Genomic DNA, 18,930 nt, shown 5'->3' with positions numbered 1-18,930 from the left:
CATACTGCCCGCCAAAATCTCAAGCTGATGGATAGACACGTCGTTATCCTCGTTGTTAGCAACGTGGCGATACCGCTCACCTCAGCAAAACATCGATATCACCGTGACAAAGCAAGGCGGTCCTCGGCGTGGGGATACTGGACCTCTGGAACTCCGGACTTCCTGTGAAGGATCACCAAACATGTAACCGATCGCGCAAGTCTGTGGTTACGACGGCTTCGGTAATATTGTTGGGAGATATCGACAAGCATGGGTGACGGCTAGCTCGCCGGATGCGGTGCCGCTGCGACGGCACCAAGCTGCCGCACGCCTCCTTGCGAAGGCGTTAGACGATAATCAATTGCGTCTTCGAGAAGATATAGGTCGACGCACGCAAAGCCACATTCTCGATAGTTCGCCACGTTAATGACGTCTGGTGTCAGAAGTCTAACCAGACAAAGCCAAGCGTGAAATAACAGCTTTCAATGTGTCAAGATTTGGCTGAGGAACAGCTTTGTTCTGTCGTGCTTGGGGTTGCCAAAGAAGTCATCGGGGTTGCCCTCTTCGACAATTCGACCACAATCCATGAAAATTACCCGATCCGCGACGGCTCGGGCAAAACCCATCTCGTGGGTGACGCAAACCATGGTCATTCCCTCACGCGCCAGACTAGTCATAGTTTCTAGTACCTCCGAAACCATTTCAGGGTCGAGTGCTGAGGTAGGCTCATCAAATAACATCACTGCTGGTTCCATACACAGAGAACGGGCAATCGCGACGCGCTGCTGTTGTCCGCCTGATAATTGGGCTGGGTATTTGTTCGCTTGATCGGGGATGCGAACGCGCTCTAGGAACTTAAGAGCGATCTTTTTGGCCTCTGCCTCGGGCACGCCATTAATCCACATTGGACCGGCCATACAATTCATCAGCACGGTCATGTGGGGAAAGAGATTGAAGTGCTGGAACACCATACCGACATTCTTGCGAACTTCGGTGACGTTACGCATTCTGTTGTGCAACCTGATCCCGTTAATGGCAATCTCACCCTCCTGATGCGCCTCAAGTCGGTTGAAACATCGGATCAGTGTCGATTTTCCCGATCCGGAGGGGCCGCAGATGACGATGCGTTCGCTTTTGCTGACAGTAATATTGACATCAGTGAGTGCCCTGAAGGCGCCGTACCACTTGGAAACGTTCGTCGCTTCAATTATTTTTTCTGCGCTCATCGAGACCTGCTTCTGCTTCGAAGACTTGTGGGATGACGGCACATGCACTGGCGGCATGTTGTCAATCCCCTGCAAAGAGTTGCGCTCATCGGCCCCCTTCACTTCAAATGTATTGCTAAGGGTCATCGTACCATACTCCTCCCGAAATGGCGCTCGAGCCGTGATTGACCAATCTCGAGGCAGACAGACATTGTCCAATAGATGAGCGATGCTGCTATCAGCATCTCCATGTGATGAAACGTCGGCTGACCGATTGTGCGGGCAAGGAACGTCAATTCCCACACGCCGAGTACCGACACAAGCGAACTATCCTTTAGCATTGAGATGAACGTATTTCCCATCGGTGGAATGATGACAGGAAAAGCCTGCGGCAAGATGATCTTGCGCATGGTCAGACCGAAGCCAAAACCGATGGATCTTGACGCTTCCCATTGGCCCCGGTCGATACTCTGGATACCGGCGCGAAAGATCTCTGTCATATAGGCTCCCACACAGAGCGACAACGCCAAGATGCCCGAGGGAACGGCATTGAGCACAATCCCCAACTGAGGCAAACCGAGGTAAATCAGATAAATCTGCATGAGAAGGGGCAGACCCCGGAAAAAAGAGGTGTAAAAACTGGCGGTGGCATATGCGAAGCCATTGCTTGAAAGCTTTGCGACCGCGGCGACAATCGCGATTAGCGAGGCAAAGAAAAGCGAGACCGCTGAAACATAGATCGTAGTCACCACCCCTTGGGAGATGAGGTAAGGCAAATTCTCCCATATGAAGGGCATGCTCAGATTGAATGATCTGAAAAAGGCGAGAAACAGCAGCAATAGTTCCATCCATACGATGCCAATCTGCACCTGTAATGGAATAAATCCAACTACTACGATGTTGAGGCTAAATATGATCGCAAGTACGAAGGCGATCGCAAAACGCCCGTAAATTCCGCTTTGTAGCGGGTCGCCAATAACCGGCCGCATAAGTTCGCCGAAGGTCGTGCCCGCAAGGTTGAACGAAAGAAAAAATGCAAGCATTGCGACGAAGATCAGGGCGACGAACCAAGGCTTATGAACAAGCACCTCGGATTCAACTGTATCCCGATATAGCATGATAGACCCTTCAAGAAAATGGGCCCGGCCGAGCCGGGCCGCTAACGCGTGATGTCTTATTTTTGTTCGCAGTAGTCCACCCCGAACCACTTGATCGACATCTTGGAAAGGGTACCGTCATCTTTCATACTCTTGACGGCGGCCGCGATCTTGTCATTGAATTCGTCGTCGCCCTTCAAAATTGAGATTGCACCTGGCGCGTAGAAGAGGGTACCAAGCACCTTGATCGGATAGCCTGATTTTATTGCTTCACGGGCCACCGTATCATCACCGAGAACCGCATCTAAACGAACACCGTCGCCGAGACGAAGGTCGTCGAATGCGACGTTGCTGGATCCATACGTCTTCACTTGGCCTGGCGTAAATTGGTACTGCACCGGCTTGGCGTCAATCCAACTGGGATTGAAGTTGTGATTGGCGTAGGATTCCGCCACGTTGCCCGCTCCGACGCCGACAATCTTTCCGTCCAAATCCGAAAGCGTCGTCGCCTTGCTGTCTTTGTGAACAACGGCAACTTCTGGCGCCCACACGTAGACAGCTGGGAAGTTTAATTTTTCCGCACGCTCCTTGGTTGGCGTCATTTGACCCATAGAAAGATCCCAGCGACCCTCCCACTGGCCAGAGGTGATGAGATCCCAGGCAGGCGTAACAAACTTGACCTCCACCCCTAGGTACTTAGCAACTCCCTTAGCGATATCGACATCGTCACCATCAAGTTCGTGCTTGTCATTCATGCGCGACATCGGCCCCCAGTCCGTTCCGACCGCAACTGTCAGCGTCTTGGTTGCGCGTACGCGATCAAGTACCTCACCGGCATTTGCTTTGGCTAATGGAATTGCCGAAGCAACCGCGACCGACGACGCCGCTGTCAACATTTTTAAAAATTTGTTCATCCGATATTCCCCTTTGTTAGTGCTTCTTGATTGTCGGCGCGGCTCATCGCGGCGCACCTCGGCTCAGCTTGTGCGTCCCGATCGGTATCCCAGGCTGCTGCCCCGTTTTCGAAGCGTATCGTGTGGTAAATCGAAATGCAACATTTGTTTTAAGTATGTCTGTTCGACCCGAATGTATCGCCGTGAGTTATTGGCTTAATAACGCTGCGGTATCCGTGTTGTGTAGCCGCTTGGCCCGGACCGAAGGGGGCGCGGGTGTCGTCACTTCTTGGAACTAAGTGTAATCGGTCGTCAAAGCGGACGGCCCGGAAGGCCTGATCAGTGGCCACGCCATTTACATTTAAACTTGCCAGGGTGCGGTGTCGCAACCTCGATTGGGGAGCGACATCCAATGGATGGCTCGTGCGCTGGCGCATCAGATGCAGCCCAATGATCTTGAAAGCGATGTTACACCTGATCCATATATCGCAAACTAAGACACTCGTTGCATTAGTGGTCATATTGCGTTAGGCATTGGTTCCGGCTCGTAGGGTCCTTGGGAGTGTGCCCCTACTTACCGGTCCGCCAGACTTGTGCCGTGTTGTTAATGGAAGGATGTTCGCAACAAAGAAGCGGCCTGATCGTCAGCTACTTCGAATGGGTGAAGAATCTCACGCATATCCCTTCGGCTTCGGCTTGATGGAGCGCCGCCGGCGCGAGCGGCGCAACCAGACCATCGCACCGGCCCTCGAATGCATGACCGGTAAGGAGTTCCCTGCCGACATCCGTGACGAGTTCCTCGAAGGCGGCGCGGAAATCGATCTCGTTCGTTCCGGACTGGAAGACGTGATGCGAAGCACCTGGGGGCGCATTGCTGACCTGATGGAGCAGCAACCGGAACTCGGTGACTACCGAACCGCCGCCTATGTCGCGTCAATCCGACAGATCGCCGATGCCTATGAAGCGATAGGTATCTGATCGGCGACACGTACGAAAAGGGCTTCGTTTAGGGGATCAGTCGCTTGAGCTTTGAATTCGCCTCCCAAGCGACTTGGCTGCCGCCGAACAAGGACGGCAGCCTCTTTTTTGCGAGAGAGACTGGTATCAACAGCGTCAAATCGCGGGAGGTCTTAATCCGCGTCAGAGGCCACCCAGGCAAAGGTACTTCATTTCAAGATAGTCCTCGAGGCCGTGGCGGGAGCCTTCACGTCCAATGCCTGACTGCTTGATCCCTCCAAAGGGTGCAGCCTCCGACGACATGCGGCCGGTGTTAATGCCGACCATCCCGTATTCCAGCGCCTCGGCCACACGCCAGACCCGCCTGAGGTTCGAAGCATAGAAATAGGCGGCGAGGCCGTAGATCGTATCGTTAGCGTATCGCACGACTTGCTCCGGGTCGTCGAAACGGATGATTGGTGCCAGAGGACCGAAAGTCTCTTCCTGGGCGATGCGCATTGAGCTGACGACATTTGTAATCACGGTCGGCTCAAAAAATGTTCCGGACGTGCCGATGCGCCGCCCACCACATCGCACTATTGCCCCGTTTTTGACAGCGTCATCGACATGCGCTTCGATCTTTGTCAGAGCATGATTGTCGATCAGAGGCCCGATCGCGGTGTCCTGTTCAAAGCCGTCGCCAACGCGAAGTCTTCGCGCGTGCGCGGTGAACTTTTCAGCAAATTCGTCATAGACGCGTTTTTGGACGTACAGCCGATTGGCGGACACGCAGGTCTGCCCAGCATTGCGAAACTTGGCTCGGATCGGGCCGTCAACGGCGGCGTCGATATCAGCATCGTCGAAGACGATGAAAGGGGCGTTCCCGCCGAGTTCGAAGCTGATGCGCTTGATTTGGTCGGAGCACTAGCGCATCAGTAATCGGCCGACTTCGTTCGACCCTGTGAAACTGATCTTTCGCACCTTTGGGTTTGAACACAATTCACGACCGATAGCGTCACCCTCTGACGCATAGACGAAATTGAGAACGCCCTCCGGGAAACCAGCTGCACGCGCGAGGGCGAACATGGCCCCGGCAACGAGGGGCGTTTGCTCAGCGGGCTTCAAGACAACGGTACAGCCAGCGGCAAGCGCCGGCGAAATCTTGCGCGCTACCATCGAGGCCGGAAAGTTCCAAGGGGTAATGGCCCCGACAACACCGATTGGTTGCTTGATCACCAGCATACGCCTGTCATTGGAGGGCGCTGAAATGGTCTCGCCGTAAATGCGGTTGGCCTCTTCGGCGTACCATTAGAGATATGCCGCCGCGTACAAGACTTCCGATTTCGCCTCTCCCAGCGGCTTTCCCATCTCAGCCGTCAAGATCACGGCAAGATCGTCGCTATGTTCGAGGATCAGCCGGTGCCACTTCCACAGGATGTCCGAGCGCGCCCGGGCGGTGAGCCCAGCCCAAGGCGCTTGGGCAGCATGCGCCTTGTCAATGGCTGCGGAAACCTCTTCGGCACTCATGTCCGGCACCTCGGCCAGCAGATCGCCGGTGGACGGGTTAAAGACCGCAAAGCGCTTCATAGATGTAGCCGTGTGCGTGCTAGGCTCGGATAGGTCGAGGAATTGCTCCGGATTTTTTAGATGCCTCGTTAGCGCAGCAGTGAGCGTCATTCCCGTTCTTCCTGTTCCGATCGTCAACGTCTACAGCTTTGTTCATCTGAACGTTTATGCTGAACGGGGACGCCGGAGCAATGTTGTTCCTGATCGTTGCGGTGAAGGCGGCGCGCAGCTTGACTGAGAGCGATCAAGGTCTCGATTTCACTTTTGCACCTTTCGCCAACGCCTTCCACCGCCAGCAGGGGTAGGGGGTCTAGAGGGGGGCGGCATAGATACGTTTGACGTCCGCGAAGTCGCTGAGTTCAACGAGCAGAACGGTCGCTTTCAACGTCTTCGCATGCTCGCGCTAGGCCTTCGCAAGGGAAGCAAGATTCGTCAAGCACCACTGTTCGGTCGCCATTGCATTCAACCCTGCGAGATCGCAGCTGAGCAGCCGGGTATTCGTTTCATCACGGATGTCGCTCAGCGCTTTGAAAGCGGAACGTATTCGCGCAGCGGTGCGCCGGTATAGAGCTGGCGCGGGCGGCCGATACGCTGATCCGGATCTTCGATCATCTCGTTCCACTGGGCAATCCAGCCGACGGTGCGGGCGAGCGCAAATAGTACCGTGAACATGGTCGTGGGGAAGCCGAGCGCCTTCAGCGTGATGCCGGAATAGAAGTCGACATTCGGGTAAAGCTTCTTCTCGATGAAATAGTCATCGGTCAGCGCGATACGCTCCAGTTCGATCGCGATGTCGAGCAGCGGATCGTCCTTGATGCCGAGTTCGCCGAGGACCTCGTGCGCCGTCTTCTGCATGATCTTGGCGCGCGGATCGTAGTTCTTGTAAACGCGATGACCGAAGCCCATCAATCGGAACGGATCGTTCTTGTCCTTGGCGCGGGCGATATATTCCGGAATGCGGTCGACCGTGCCGATTTCCGTCAGCATGTTGAGCGCAGCTTCGTTGGCGCCGCCATGGGCCGGGCCCCAGAGGCATGCGATGCCGGCGGCGATGCAAGCAAAGGGATTGGCGCCGGAAGAGCCGGCGAGGCGAACCGTCGAGGTCGATGCGTTCTGTTCATGATCCGCGTGCAGGATGAAGATGCGGTCCATGGCGCGGGCAAGCACCGGATTGACCACATATTCCTCGCAGGGCACGGCAAAGCACATGCGCAGGAAATTCGACGCATAGTCGAGATCGTTCTTCGGGTAAACGAAGGGCTGGCCGATATGGTACTTGTAGGCCATGGCGGCAAGCGTCGGCATCTTGGCGATCATACGAAGGCTTGCGACCATGCGCTGGTGCGGATCGGTGATGTCGGTGGAGTCGTGATAGAAGGCCGACAGAGCGCCGACGCAGCCGCACATGACGGCCATCGGATGCGCATCGCGGCGGAAACCGGTGAAGAAGCGGGACATTTGTTCATGCACCATGGTGTGGTGCACGACCCGATAGTCGAAGTCCTTCTTCTGGGCTGCGGTCGGCAATTCGCCGTAGAGCAGCAGGTAACAGACTTCGAGGAAGTCGCCGTGCTCGGCAAGCTGTTCGATCGGATAACCGCGATGCAGCAGAACGCCTTCGTCGCCATCAATAAAGGTGATGCTGGACTCGCACGACGCAGTCGAAGTGAAGCCAGGATCATAGGTGAACATCTTCGTCTGCTCGTAGAGGGATCCAATGCCGAGGACGTTCGGACCGATCGTGCTTGATCGAAGTTTCAATTCGGCACTATGGCCGTCGACTAAGACACAAGCATTGTTGTTATCCATGATATTTTTCCTCAGGGCTCGCTAGCTGGGAACTAACAGCTGCCGAATGAACTGATCTGTGTTCTAATTGTCTTCCCGCAGAGGGGGTGAACCGCGCCGGGTTTGCCGGAGGCTCCAACTCGTGAGAAAGTGGAGCCGATATGAGCAAGACGACCAACAAATTTTCACCTGAAGTTCGTGACCGAGCCATCCGCATGGTTTTGGACCATGAGGCCGAGCATCCATCCCGGTGGGCGGCAGTTTCATCCATAGCCGCCAAGATTGGCTGCTCGGCACATACGCTGCATGAGTGGGTGAAGAAAGCCGATGTTGACAGCGGCAAACGAGCAGGCCTTCCAAGCGATGTCGCCGAGAAGATGAAGGCCCTTGAGCGGGAGAACCGCGAGCTTCGACAGGCCAATGAGATTTTGCGTAAGGCGTCGGCTTATTTTGCCCAGGCGGAGCTCGACCGCCCACTGAAGCGATGATTTCCTTCATCGACGAACACCGCTCAAAGTTCGGGGTCGAGCCGATCTGCAGGCTGCTGCCGATTGCCCCGTCCACTTACTATGACGCCATCGCCAAGCGCACGGACGTGGACCGCCTGTCGGCCCGCGCTCGTCGCGACGCGGCCATGAAGGTCGAGATACGCCGAGTGTTCAATGAGAATTTCCAAGTCTACGGCGTGCGGAAAGTATGGCGGCAGTTGCAGCGGGAAGGCTTCGACATAGCTCGATGCACTGTTTCTCGGCTTATGAGAATGATGGGTCTTCAGGGCATTATCCGTGGAAAGCCCGTCAAAACGACCGTGTCTGACAAGGCCGCTCTATGTCCGCTCGACCGCGTGAACCGCCAGTTCTGCGCTCCCGCGCCGAACATGTTGTGGCTTTCCGATTTCACGTATGTAGCCACTTGGCAAGGCTTCGTTTACGTCGCTTTCGTGATCGACGCGTTCGCCCGCCGCATCGTCGGCTGGCGGGCGAGCCGAACCGCTCATGCGGGTTTCGTCCTCGATGCCCTGGACCAGGCACTCCATGACCGGCGGCCAGTCCATCGCGGTGGGCTCATCCACCACTCCGACAGGGGTGTTCAATACGTATCGATTAAGTATTCCGAACGGCTGGCGGAGGCAGGCATCGAGCCTTCCGTTGGAAGCGTCGGCGACAGTTACGACAACGCTCTCGCCGAAACGATCAACGGCCTCTACAAGGCCGAGGTCATCCATCGGCGGGGACCATGGCGCAATTTCGAAGCCGTGGAGTTCGCCACACTCGAATGGGTGGATTGGTTCAACAACCGGCGTCTTCTGGAGCCCATAGGAAACATTCCGCCTGCCGAAGCCGAAGAACGTTACTATGCCATGCTGGACGAGCCAGCCATGGCCGCATAACTTAAACCAAACGGCCTCCGGCAAACCCGGCGCGGTTCAGGGTTCGGAACGAAACTCTTCGAGCGCAATTGCGACGCGCGATTACAAGAGCTGCGATCTTAAGATATCCGGCCGAGCCGGTGATGCAGGTTTGAGTATTTTACTGCCACTGGCTCGTTTTTCACCACGTGCAGATAGTGGGCGACAGCTACCCGGATGAGCTCAAAGTCCTCTTGCGAAAAGACAGCCCGCGGTCGCTCCAGCAAGATCGGTTTCTTTTTCTCTTCGTCGTTCGACATTACTTCCTCCGGTAAGGTAAAGGACGCAGGCCTGCTGCAGGTCCCTTGCAAGGTAGGTCTGCATCAGGCCGCAAACTGGTTCATCGTGTTATTGGCTCCGCCGGCCTTAAGCGCCGCCTCGCCGGCAAAATACTCTTTGTGATCGTCGCCAATGTCAGAACCAGCCATGTTCTGGTGCTTCGCGCAGGCAATGCCCTGGCGGATTTCCCTTCGCTGGACGTTGGCGACGTAACCGAGCATGCCCTGCGCGCCGAAATATTCTTTGGCGAGATTGTCCGTCGAGAGCGCCGTGGTGTGATAGGTCGGCAGCGTAATCAGGTGATGGAAAATGCCGGCGCGTTTGGAGGCGTCATGCTGGAAGGTCCTGATTTTTTCGTCGGCTTCCCGCGCCAAATCGCTGTCGTCATATTGTTCGCTCATCAGCTTGGCCCTGTCGAACCCAGAGACGTCCCTTCCTTCGCTCTGCCAACCATCAAAAACCTGCTGCCGGAAATTCAGCGTCCAGTTAAAAGAGGGCGAGTTGTTATAGACCAGCTTGGCATTGGGGATCACCTGCCGGATGCGGTCCATCATGCTCGCGATCTGTTCGACATGAGGCTTTTCGGTCTCGATCCACAGCAAGTCGGCGCCATTGTTAAGCGCATTGATGCAGTCAATCACGCAGCGGTCGGCGCCTGTGCCTTCACGAAACTGATAAAGGTTGGAACGCAGCCGCTTCGGCCGCAAGAGCTTCGAGCCGCGCGTGATCAACACGTCGCCGTTGGAGGGTGGCTGGCCGGTGACATCGTCGCAATCCAGGAAGCCGTTGTACAGGTCGGCGATGTCGCCTTCGCTGACGCTGAAGGCGATCTGCTTGGTAAGGCCTGCGCCGAGTGAATCGGTGCGAGCCACGATGATGCCGTCGTCGATGCCGAGCTCGAGAAACGCGTAGCGGCATGCGCGGATCTTGGCGACGAATTCCTCGTGCGGAATGGTCACCTTTCCGTCCTGATGGCCGCACTGCTTTTCATCGGAGACCTGGTTCTCGATCTGCAGCGCGCAGGCGCCGGCTTCAATCAACTTTTTCGCCAGCAGGTAGGTTGCTTCGGCATTTCCGAAACCTGCATCAATATCAGCAATGATGGGAATGACGTGGGTCTGATGATTGTCGACCGCCTGAACCAGCTGCTGTTCCCGCGCTCGGTCACCCTCCACCCGGGCTTTGTCGATTTCCCTGAACAACATGCCGAGTTCGCGTGAATCTGCCTGGCGCAAGAAGGTGTAGATCTCCTCGACAAGGGCCGGCACGCTCGTTTTTTCATGCATGGACTGGTCGGGGAGCGGACCGAACTGCGACCGCAGTGCCGTAACCATCCAACCTGAGAGATAGATGTAACGGCGTTCCGTCGTGCCGAAGTGCTTTTTCAGCGAGATGACTTTCTGTTGGGCAATAAACCCATGCCAGCATCCGAGCGACTGCGTATATTTGCTCGGGTCTTGATCATAGGCGCCCATGTCCCGACGCATGATCGCAGCGGTATAGCGCGCAATGTCTAGACCGGTTCTGAATCTGTTCTGAAGGCGCATGCGAGCGACAGCTTCGGCAGTGAGGCCGGACCATGCGTGGTTTTCGACAATCAAGGTTTTGGCTCCTTCAACACTATCTGAATACGACATTTACTCCTCCAAGGGTCGGCCAGTTGTGTGCACTGCAATAGCGGGTCGCCGTTTTCTTTTCAGCCGGTGCCTTTGTGATGTTGTCAAACTTTACAAGGATATTTTGTAATGCTGTAATCGGTGTATGGAAAAACTCTGCGTTTATCTCGGTCCGCGACTTCGACGCTTGCGGAAAAATCTTGGCCTCACTCAAGCCGACATGGCATCTGACCTCGATGTCTCCCCTTCTTATGTCGCGCTCATGGAGGGGAATCAGCGACCAGTTACGGCCGAGATTCTTCTGCGACTTGCGAAGATCTACAAGCTCGACATGTCGCTCTTTGCCGACGACGGCACGCCCGAAATCCTTGCGCGACTACAATCGACCATGAAGGATCCAATATTCAGTGGCATAGAGATATCACCGCTCGAAGTCGCAGACGTGCTCAGCAGCTTTCCGGGGTTTGCAGAAGCGATGCTGCGGCTCTACACCTCGTACAAGGAGGAACAGATTGTTCTTGCCGATCAACGACAGGCCGCCCTCGACGGAGGGATCGATGAAGGAGCAGATCCTGTTGCGGGCGTGCGACGGTTCCTCGCAGCTCGACGTAATTGCTTTCCTGGCCTTGATGTTGCGGCAGAAAAGTTGGCGGCGGCGGTGAAGGAGGCTGGCGGGCTTCCATTCTATCTTATGCAACGTCACAATCTTCGAGTGAGACGATTACCAACGGAGATCATGTCAGGATCGGTCCGCCGACTGGACCGACACAGGCATGAGGTTCTACTTGACGACTGCTTGGATCTGGCAAGCCAAAACTTTCAACTTGCACAGCAACTCGCCTATCTTGAATCCGAGGGCGATATTCAAAAGTTCGTTCAAGAAGGCAATCTTGCGACAGAGAGTGGGCGACGATTAGCGTACCGGGCGCTCGCAGGCTACTTTGCAGCAGCCGTTGTCATGCCCTACACGCAATTTGCCAAAGCGGTTGAAGCGCGCCGCTATGATGTCGAAGCGCTCTCGCGTCAATTTGGCACCAGTTTCGAACAGACGGCACATCGGCTGACCACACTGCAGAAGCCCGGACAAGAGCGGATCCCCTTCTTCTTTATCCGTGTGGATTCTGCAGGCAACGTGTCCAAGCGCCTCGACAGCGCAAATTTTCCCTTCGCACGACATGGCGGTGGTTGCCCCCTTTGGACGTTGCACCAGGTTTTTACAACGCCGAGGACGGTGGTAACGCAGTGGCTAGAGTTGCCGGATGGCCAACTATTTTTTTCGATCGCTCGAACCGTAAGTTCCGGGGGAGGTGCCTTTGGACTTCCGCGCGTCGATCGGGCCGTGGCGCTGGTTTGCGAAGCCAGCCACGTCGAACGTCTGGTCTATCATAAGGACAACACGTCCGTTGTGCCAACGCCCATCGGCATTACCTGTCGTCTTTGCCAACGCGATAGCTGCACATCCCGGTCGGAACCGCCAATCGGCCGACAGATCTTGCCTGATCACTACCGGCGCACGGACGCGCCATTTGGGTTTTCCGACTGAGGATGAGGGCCGCAGGAGGTGCGCCCTCGTGTTGTATCGGCGCCAAGGTGGAACGAATTCGGATCGGCTCCGCCGTTCAATCCGGGATCGTGGCATGTCACTCCTAAAGTGACGCTCTCTTAGTCAAAAAGCTTCCCGCCAAAGGGCGTCAACCTGTCTATTAATGCAGGTTTCCTGCTTCATCAACGTTGTCGGCGCCGCTGAACAAATCCTACGTTTCGCGCCATCTGGCCCGCCAATCAGTTCTCCAGTCTCGGCCGGCTAATGTAAGCGGTTGCGATCAGTTGGCTGATGGCGACCCTTTCGACCTCGGATGTGATGGTCGCATTGGTCCAGGCGTCTTCAACGTCACCTGCATTCATTCTGGCCATTTTCGTCGGGGCGATCGCTGACAACTTTAGCCGACGTAAGGTGATGATCATTGGCCGAAGCCTTATGATGACCGCGTCCGCCATGCTCACGCTTTCCGTTGCTTTCGACGAAACTGATCCGTGGATCATTCTCGGTTTCAGTTTTCAGGCTGGCTGCGGCATTGCTCTCCACGATCCCGCCTGGCAGGCATCGGTCGGGGATATCGTCGAACGGCCCCACCTGCCGGGTGCAGTCACGCTTATTTCTGTCGGGTTCAATACTGTTCGCAGTGTCGGTCCCGCACTGGGAGGGATCGTCGTTGCCTCAGCGAGGCCCCTCTCTGCCTTTGCGATTGCAACATTTGGTTTTGCAGTTCCGCTGATCACCTTGTGGCAAAATAAATGGAAAACGCTTTCCTCATCCTTGCCGCGTGAGGCGATGTTTACAGCTATCTGTGATGGCTTGCGCTTCACCGCTATGTCCTCAGAAATCAAGGGAACGGTTGCACAGAGCCACTCGCTTTCGGTCGCATTTGGCTGCTCCACGGGCTGGCTGAGTGCCCGGCCGAAATCAAGTGGATCGATACCTAAAGGAACTGGAAGCTTTGAAAACGCCCAAGGCAGGAACCATAAACATGATGACCCAAGATCAAGAAATTGCCGTGCATCGCGTCGCCGAGGTTATGCGCGGTTCCAATTCGGCTGTGGGAGGCCTTGGCCGCTGGCCCGAAGGCTGTCGCCGCAGCTCAGCGTGGTTTGCAAAAAGCGCCGGCGTCTCCCATCATCCCCCAGCTCGACTTCAGCTGTTTGCAAGACATCGGTTCGCATCGGCAAATAGGTATGGTAAATCAATCAGTGGTAGAGCTTCGTGCTACAGCTATTTCAAAGTGACCGTTGCAATATCAAAATTGAAATTCTACTATGGCTTAGGCGAATTTTCCTTTCATTCGCCAAAGTGGCTGCACGAGCAGTCACCTTTGGGCCGCCAATAGCCCCTTCGAGGCGGCCCTTCCTTTGTGAGACGTCAACGGCATTTCGAATATTGGAACGAAAAGGATTCACATCGGCAAAGTGTTGCCCGCCGTGACCGGCAAGGTCGCTATCAAACCACGCCTCCCTGGCTCCTCTGCGATTCGGTGCCAGACAAGGAATCACGAGCGCTTCCTGCTACGGCAAGAGGGCAAATCACGAAAGCACTCACTGGAATAAATGTGGTAATTGAAAACCCAGTCGAATGGATACTTGGTTTGGGACGTCGTGCGCGGGGCTCGAAAGAGAAAATTCAGTGCAACCGTCTGGTGTTTGGATGCCAGCATGGCTACAATCTCAATCGTACGGAATGGGGAGGCTGCACTGACGTGAAACCGCAAAACTCTCACACCTCGTCCCCAGAGAAAACTCGCCGCAGTGCGATCGAGCTCGATCCGACATTCCGTCCATATCTCGCAGTGGCTATCGTTCGGTTTAGTGCGTCGCATCCAGATACAGAAATCGAAATATCGCAAACCATCAGCCTGTTGGATAACGGCGCAGCGCCGAGTGATCTGCTCGTTCGAGAGTTCCACCACTGTCTGTATCGCGAGAAAATTTATGCCGAGACGCTTCCGCTCAGGCGTGCCCTGGTCGACGGTGTCCTCGGGCGATGACCGTATTTCCCCTTAAGTTCAAACCGTTCGGCGCCGGCTATCTTTTTGCGGATGATGCGGGCGGTTACTTCAAAGCCGACGCTCACTTTCTCAATCGCTATGCGACCGGAAAGCTGACGGCACTGGATAGGGGCTTTCTTGAAGCAAATGGTCATGCGTTCAATGAGATCGACGATCCAGCCTATATGGGATTTGCCTACCGGTGGGCCCAACGGTTGCACCGTCCTCAAGAGCTGAATTACGTCATTCTCGTTCCGACCCTCCGTTGCAATTTGGCATGTGCCTATTGCCAGGTGTCTCGGGTGAACGAGAGCACTCCGGGCTTTGATTGGACGGATGAGACGCTTGAGCGCGTTCTCCGATTTCTCGATGCCATGACGTCCGCGAGCGTCAAAATCGAATTCCAGGGTGGCGAGCCACTGCTCCGATTAGACCTATTGGAGAAGGTTCGTGATTTCGCTCGCCGCAAGTTCCAAGAAGTTTTCTTTACGGTATGCACCAATCTGCAATCAGTATCGGAAGAAGCTTGGGATTTCCTGGATGCTTCGGACGTCTTCGTGAGTACGTCACTTGATGGCGAATTTTCGACGCATGAGCGGCAACGAACCGTAAACGCCAAAGACACGCAGCAATTCGTATCGAACCTCAGCTATGCCATCGAGCGCTTGGGGCAGGGAAAGGTCTCGGCTCTCCCGACGCTAGACATCAACCAGTTGCCGAGCGTTTCCGAGATCATTGATACATTTGGCCGGTTCGGATTTCGGTCAATTTTCCTTCGACCAGTTAATCATCAGGGTTTTGCCAGAAAACGGTTTCAGACCACCGGTCTCGAAGACAAATGGAATGCCTACCATGCCGATTTTATCGACGCTCTGATCGAGGACAATTGGACCGCCGGGCAGCCGGTTGAGGAGTTCTATTTCACACACTGCCTGCGGCGGGTTCTGCGTGGCGGCCACAATCAGCACGTCGACCTTCGTAATCCGAATATTCTCGGCCGAGACTACATCGTTATTGACTACGATGGCACCTTCTATCCGACGGATGAAGCCAGGATGGTCACGCGGGTTGGACAGGTCGATCTTAGCATTGGCAATCTTTGTGACGGCATCGACCAGTCCAAGCTAGACGTGCTGAACCAAGAGTCTTCCAATTCATTCCATCCCGACTGCATCCATTGTCCATACCAAGCCGCGTGTGGTGCGGACGTTGTTGACGATCTATCCCGTTATGGGCGCATCGATCTACCGAAGGCCGACACAGCCTTCTGTCGCCGTCATACCGCAATCTTCGACAAGATCTTCGAGCTGCTCTATTCGGCTGACGAGAAAGTCCAAAAGAGCCTTGCGTTCTGGGCCGGAATTCCGGAATTCGATCCGTCACTGGCGCCGGTACACACATGATCGATTTGCGGCTCAAGATCGATGACGTCCCGATCGACAATCCAAGTATCGTTCGCTTGCGCTCGCACGCGGTGGACAGTGAATATGATGCACTCCTGATCGACAGAGATCAGGAAAGTCAAACCTTCGATCTCGCGGGTTACTCGCTTCGCGTCCACTGCGGTCCCGAAACCGATCTTGACGGTGACGTCCTGCTTCTAGTTCCTGGGCGAAAGTCAGCGCATCGATTGGTGCGATCCCGGTCGAGACACAACACCTTCTTGGTCACCGAGCAATGCGACCAGCTCTGCGTCATGTGCTCGCAGCCTCCAAAGAAATATCACGCCGACCTCTTCGACCAGTTCACAGTCGCCGCCACCTTAGCGCCGGAAAACGCTCGGATCACCATATCTGGCGGCGAACCGCTGCTGCACAAAGGAAGGCTGTTTCAGTTTCTTCTAGCAGCCGTGAAAGCCCGGCCGGATATCTCATTTCATGTTCTGACCAACGGCCAGTTTTTCGAACCGGGCGACAGCACCGTGATGGATGAGATCGGACGTGATCGCGTGCTATGGGGCATTCCGCTCTATGCGCCTTATGCGGGACTTCACGACAGCATTGTTGGAAAATCCGGAGCCTTTGAAACGCTGTCGTTGAACTTGACGGCGCTGATGAGGGCGGGGGCAGCGGTCGAGCTTCGTACGGTTGTCCTCCAGCAGAACTGGGATGTGTTGCCACAGCTTGCGAACTATGTCTCGACCCGGCTTCCGTTCATTGACGTATGGGCGATCATGCAACTGGAAAATATTGGCTACGGCAGAATGAACTGGGCCCATTCGTTCAAGGATACGTCGCTGGATTTCGGCCGACTCCGCACAGCCATCAACCTCGCGATTGGGCGCGGTATTCAAACGCTGCTCTATAATTTCCCTCTTTGCAGTGTCCCTCCAGGGTACCGACATCTGGCACCAGGCACGATTTCAGATTGGAAGAACAAATTTTTGGAACAGTGCAGCGGATGTTCGCTGCGCTCTACTTGTGGTGGATTTTTTGAATGGTATAAAGCTGATCAGGGGTTTGGGGGACTCTCACCACAATGAAGAAGCGCAAGATCTACCTGGTGCCGTCGTTGATCGCGGCCGGTTTCATGCCATCGAAAGGTGATGCTGCGCCGATCATCGGCCTTACCGAAAAGAAGCCGGCCGCCACCTTGTTCGAACGGTTGCGGGTCAAGCAGGTCTACACCCTTGCCGGCCATAGCTCGCATTCGAGCCACGCAAGCCATGCCAGTCACGCAAGCCACGCATCCTCAGCTGGAGGTGGCTACGTCCCACGGGGCGATTATGACACTGCTTATCCATCCCCCGATCCGACACCGCGCTATCAGCCCAACCCGGGGCCGGTCATCAGAAGTCTCCCAACCACTCCAAACTTACCGGCGACGACGTCAACTGGCACCTATTCGACGCAATCCTCTTCGACGAGCGCGCAGCCAGTGCCACTGAAGACGTTGCCAGGCAACTCGGACAAATTTCGCCGTATCGTCATACAGGTCCAGACCGCTCTGATCGCATTTGGTTATTTCGGCGGCCCGATAACAGGTCAAGTCGATGCCGCCACGAAGGGCGGGCTCAGTAAAATGCAGGACGCGTACGGTCTCAAAGTCACCGGCACCATAACTCCGCAGGTCCTGTCGGCCCTGGGGATCGCGACGAACTAAACCGCCATGCGAATGAAACGGCGTTTCCTTTATACGATTATCACAATTGTTTTGTCTGTTTCGGTTTCGATGGGCGCCGCGACTGCTGCGGTCTCTTACCGTCATCTCTCCACGACGAATGGGACCACGATCCTTCTTGTTGAGGGCAGCTTCGAGACTGGCGATGATCCTCAACACATCGCCTTAGAACTTGCTGCAAGCCCGGCCAAATACATCGCGTTTAATTCGGCGGGTGGCGATCGATCAATCGCGATGGCTTTCGGGAAGGCAATCCGCAAGACCGGCCTTCCGACGCTCCAGACAAAAGGCTCCCCTTGTCTCGAAACCTGCCTTTTGGCTTTTATGGGTGGCCTTAGTCGTTATGCCGAAGATGAGAGCATAGGCATATCTGTAGAGACGTTTGCGACATCTGCGGAATCTGACGGTCGTCTCAATCCCTCAGTGTCAGCAGCCCTCAAAGACTACCTCGGCACGATGGGTGTCAGCGCTTCGCTTCTGGACGCAGCGTTGTCAATGCCGCTGGGGCAATCGAAAGAATTGAATCTTGTCGATATGGCGGGCTATCAGCTGGTAACGGCCCAGCTCAATGAAGAAAGCGCTTCGGCAGATGAAGTGCAGGATATTCAGCCCACCGATCAAGCAGGGGCAGTGGAAGTGTTCAATGAGTTCCAGCGGGTATGGTCGGGCTCGAGCAGCGAGGCGGTAGCCTTTCTTCGCAACGTCTATGCCGACCGCATCCAGTATTACGGAAAAGACCTTTCGCGAGAAGATGTGCTTAAGGAGAAGAGCGCTTTCGTGGACCGATGGCCGACAAGAATCTACACAGCGCGGCCGGGTTCAGTTCATGCGCTTTGTGCAGACAAGTGTTCAGTCTTCGGCGTTGTCGACTGGTACGCCTTCAGTGCAACCAGAAAAAAGGGTGCTTCAGGCGCAGTCAACCTGGCGCTGACTTGGGACCCGGTTAGTCGAAGGATAGTCAGTGAGACGGGCAGGGTCATTGAGACCGACAAAGCAGTCGCCGGCCCCGATCGTATCATCCGCCGTTGGATTCTCGACGCTACCGCCTGCTCGATTGGGAACGCTGTCGACGCGGAAGTATGCAAATCGCGCTCGATCCTGGAGGCCGATTTGAATAGCTCTGGATGGTGTGATCAGCGGGGATTGGGCTGGAGGCAGTGCGCCAGCCCGTGATCAACTAGCGGCCGCCCTCGCGGCGTGGAGTTTCGACTGACCGTGCTGCAGGAGTCGGTTTGCGAGCAACAGAAAGCACGGGACTGGAGGAAATCATCCCAGGAGGCACCCAGCCAATGGCGTCGCCGGCGCTAACGTGGGTCCAACCCGCTTCTTGCTCCATAAGAGATACAAGGGCGTTCTGCCCAAGACTGCCGACAACGATGTACTTAGGACCAGGGCCGTCTCTGAGTTCAAGAGGTAGCCGAATGTAAGCGAACCTCGCGGCAGGGGGCGGGGTGGCCTTATCGAAAGGATCGACCGCAGGCGCGATGGTGGTCGCCTCCGATTT

Annotated in this window: 14 protein-coding genes, 2 pseudogenes and 1 other annotated feature; of the genes and pseudogenes, 9 read left to right on the top strand and 7 right to left on the bottom strand. The window is 55.5% G+C overall.

Annotation, left to right across the window (positions count from 1 at the left end; genetic code table 11):
- Positions 1-461: 461 nt before the first annotated feature.
- The 3 genes from GGD46_RS31910 to GGD46_RS31900 all read right to left on the bottom strand — a co-directional run bounded on the left by GGD46_RS31910 (position 462) and on the right by GGD46_RS31900 (position 3,195).
- Positions 462-1,205, bottom strand: a complete 744-nt coding sequence (locus tag GGD46_RS31910; protein WP_028755383.1) for an amino acid ABC transporter ATP-binding protein — start codon at positions 1,203-1,205, stop codon at positions 462-464.
- 122 nt (positions 1,206-1,327) lie between these two features.
- Complete coding sequence (locus GGD46_RS31905; protein WP_004129028.1) at positions 1,328-2,302, bottom strand: amino acid ABC transporter permease; 975 nt, start codon at positions 2,300-2,302, stop codon at positions 1,328-1,330.
- Between the two features lie 56 nt (positions 2,303-2,358).
- On the bottom strand, positions 2,359-3,195 hold the full coding sequence (locus tag GGD46_RS31900; protein WP_004129031.1) for a transporter substrate-binding domain-containing protein: 837 nt from the start codon (positions 3,193-3,195) through the stop codon (positions 2,359-2,361).
- 613 nt (positions 3,196-3,808) lie between these two features.
- Between GGD46_RS31900 and GGD46_RS31895 the strand changes: the two are divergent.
- Positions 3,809-4,152: pseudogene (locus tag GGD46_RS31895) on the top strand (glutamate dehydrogenase); the annotation flags it as partial.
- Positions 4,153-4,314: 162 nt separating this feature from the next.
- Here GGD46_RS31895 and GGD46_RS31890 read toward each other — a convergent pair.
- A pseudogene (locus GGD46_RS31890) lies at positions 4,315-5,787 on the bottom strand (NAD-dependent succinate-semialdehyde dehydrogenase).
- A 408-nt stretch (positions 5,788-6,195) separates the two neighbouring features.
- On the bottom strand, positions 6,196-7,485 hold the full coding sequence (gltA, locus tag GGD46_RS31885) for a citrate synthase (RefSeq protein ID WP_004129043.1): 1,290 nt from the start codon (positions 7,483-7,485) through the stop codon (positions 6,196-6,198).
- Between the two features lie 140 nt (positions 7,486-7,625).
- On the opposite strand from gltA, the gene GGD46_RS31880 reads away from it, so the two are divergent.
- Positions 7,626-8,854 (top strand): IS3-like element ISRtr2 family transposase gene (locus GGD46_RS31880; protein ID WP_076611960.1). Its coding sequence is split into 2 segments (ribosomal slippage): positions 7,626-7,914 and positions 7,914-8,854, totalling 1,230 coding nucleotides; the frame shifts between segments, so codons are not numbered across the junction.
- Positions 7,907-8,023, top strand: a sequence feature (AL1L pseudoknot). (Overlaps the previous gene by 117 nt.)
- 98 nt (positions 8,855-8,952) lie before the next feature.
- On the opposite strand, the gene GGD46_RS31875 is transcribed toward GGD46_RS31880, so the two are convergent.
- Both GGD46_RS31875 and GGD46_RS31870 read right to left on the bottom strand, forming a co-directional pair.
- Entirely contained in the window at positions 8,953-9,132 is a 180-nt protein-coding gene (locus tag GGD46_RS31875; protein ID WP_015342020.1) for a hypothetical protein, read from the bottom strand.
- A gap of 63 nt (positions 9,133-9,195) precedes the next feature.
- The gene (locus GGD46_RS31870) at positions 9,196-10,788 is read right to left on the bottom strand and encodes an isocitrate lyase (RefSeq protein WP_004122955.1); all 1,593 of its coding nucleotides are present in this window, start codon (positions 10,786-10,788) and stop codon (positions 9,196-9,198) included.
- A gap of 124 nt (positions 10,789-10,912) precedes the next feature.
- On the opposite strand from GGD46_RS31870, the gene GGD46_RS31865 reads away from it, so the two are divergent.
- From GGD46_RS31865 to GGD46_RS31835, 7 genes are all read left to right on the top strand, one after another.
- Positions 10,913-12,310 (top strand): short-chain fatty acyl-CoA regulator family protein, encoded by a 1,398-nt coding sequence (locus tag GGD46_RS31865; RefSeq protein ID WP_004122953.1) that lies wholly within the window; start codon positions 10,913-10,915, stop codon positions 12,308-12,310.
- Between the two features lie 291 nt (positions 12,311-12,601).
- Positions 12,602-13,498, top strand: coding sequence for an MFS transporter (locus GGD46_RS31860; RefSeq protein ID WP_004122951.1), 897 nt, complete (start codon positions 12,602-12,604; stop codon positions 13,496-13,498).
- Positions 13,499-13,871: 373 nt separating this feature from the next.
- The gene (locus GGD46_RS31855; RefSeq protein ID WP_240535489.1) at positions 13,872-14,306 is read left to right on the top strand and encodes a hypothetical protein; all 435 of its coding nucleotides are present in this window, start codon (positions 13,872-13,874) and stop codon (positions 14,304-14,306) included.
- On the top strand, positions 14,303-15,709 hold the full coding sequence (gene hxsB / locus GGD46_RS31850; RefSeq protein ID WP_004122947.1) for a His-Xaa-Ser system radical SAM maturase HxsB: 1,407 nt from the start codon (positions 14,303-14,305) through the stop codon (positions 15,707-15,709). Before GGD46_RS31855 ends, hxsB begins: the two co-directional genes overlap by 4 nt.
- On the top strand, positions 15,706-16,788 hold the full coding sequence (gene hxsC, locus GGD46_RS31845; protein ID WP_004122943.1) for a His-Xaa-Ser system radical SAM maturase HxsC: 1,083 nt from the start codon (positions 15,706-15,708) through the stop codon (positions 16,786-16,788). The genes hxsB and hxsC overlap by 4 nt, the downstream gene beginning before the upstream one ends.
- The gene (hxsA, locus tag GGD46_RS31840) at positions 16,785-17,408 is read left to right on the top strand and encodes a His-Xaa-Ser repeat protein HxsA (protein WP_004122938.1); all 624 of its coding nucleotides are present in this window, start codon (positions 16,785-16,787) and stop codon (positions 17,406-17,408) included. Before hxsC ends, hxsA begins: the two co-directional genes overlap by 4 nt.
- 6 nt (positions 17,409-17,414) lie before the next feature.
- Positions 17,415-18,599, top strand: coding sequence for a hypothetical protein (locus tag GGD46_RS31835; RefSeq protein WP_004122936.1), 1,185 nt, complete (start codon positions 17,415-17,417; stop codon positions 18,597-18,599).
- Positions 18,600-18,930: the final 331 nt, after the last annotated feature.

Source organism: Martinezella lusitana, from assembly GCF_014207095.1.
Classification (GTDB): domain Bacteria; phylum Pseudomonadota; class Alphaproteobacteria; order Rhizobiales; family Rhizobiaceae; genus Rhizobium; species Rhizobium lusitanum_B.
This window is presented reverse-complemented; position numbering and strand designations above follow the sequence as displayed.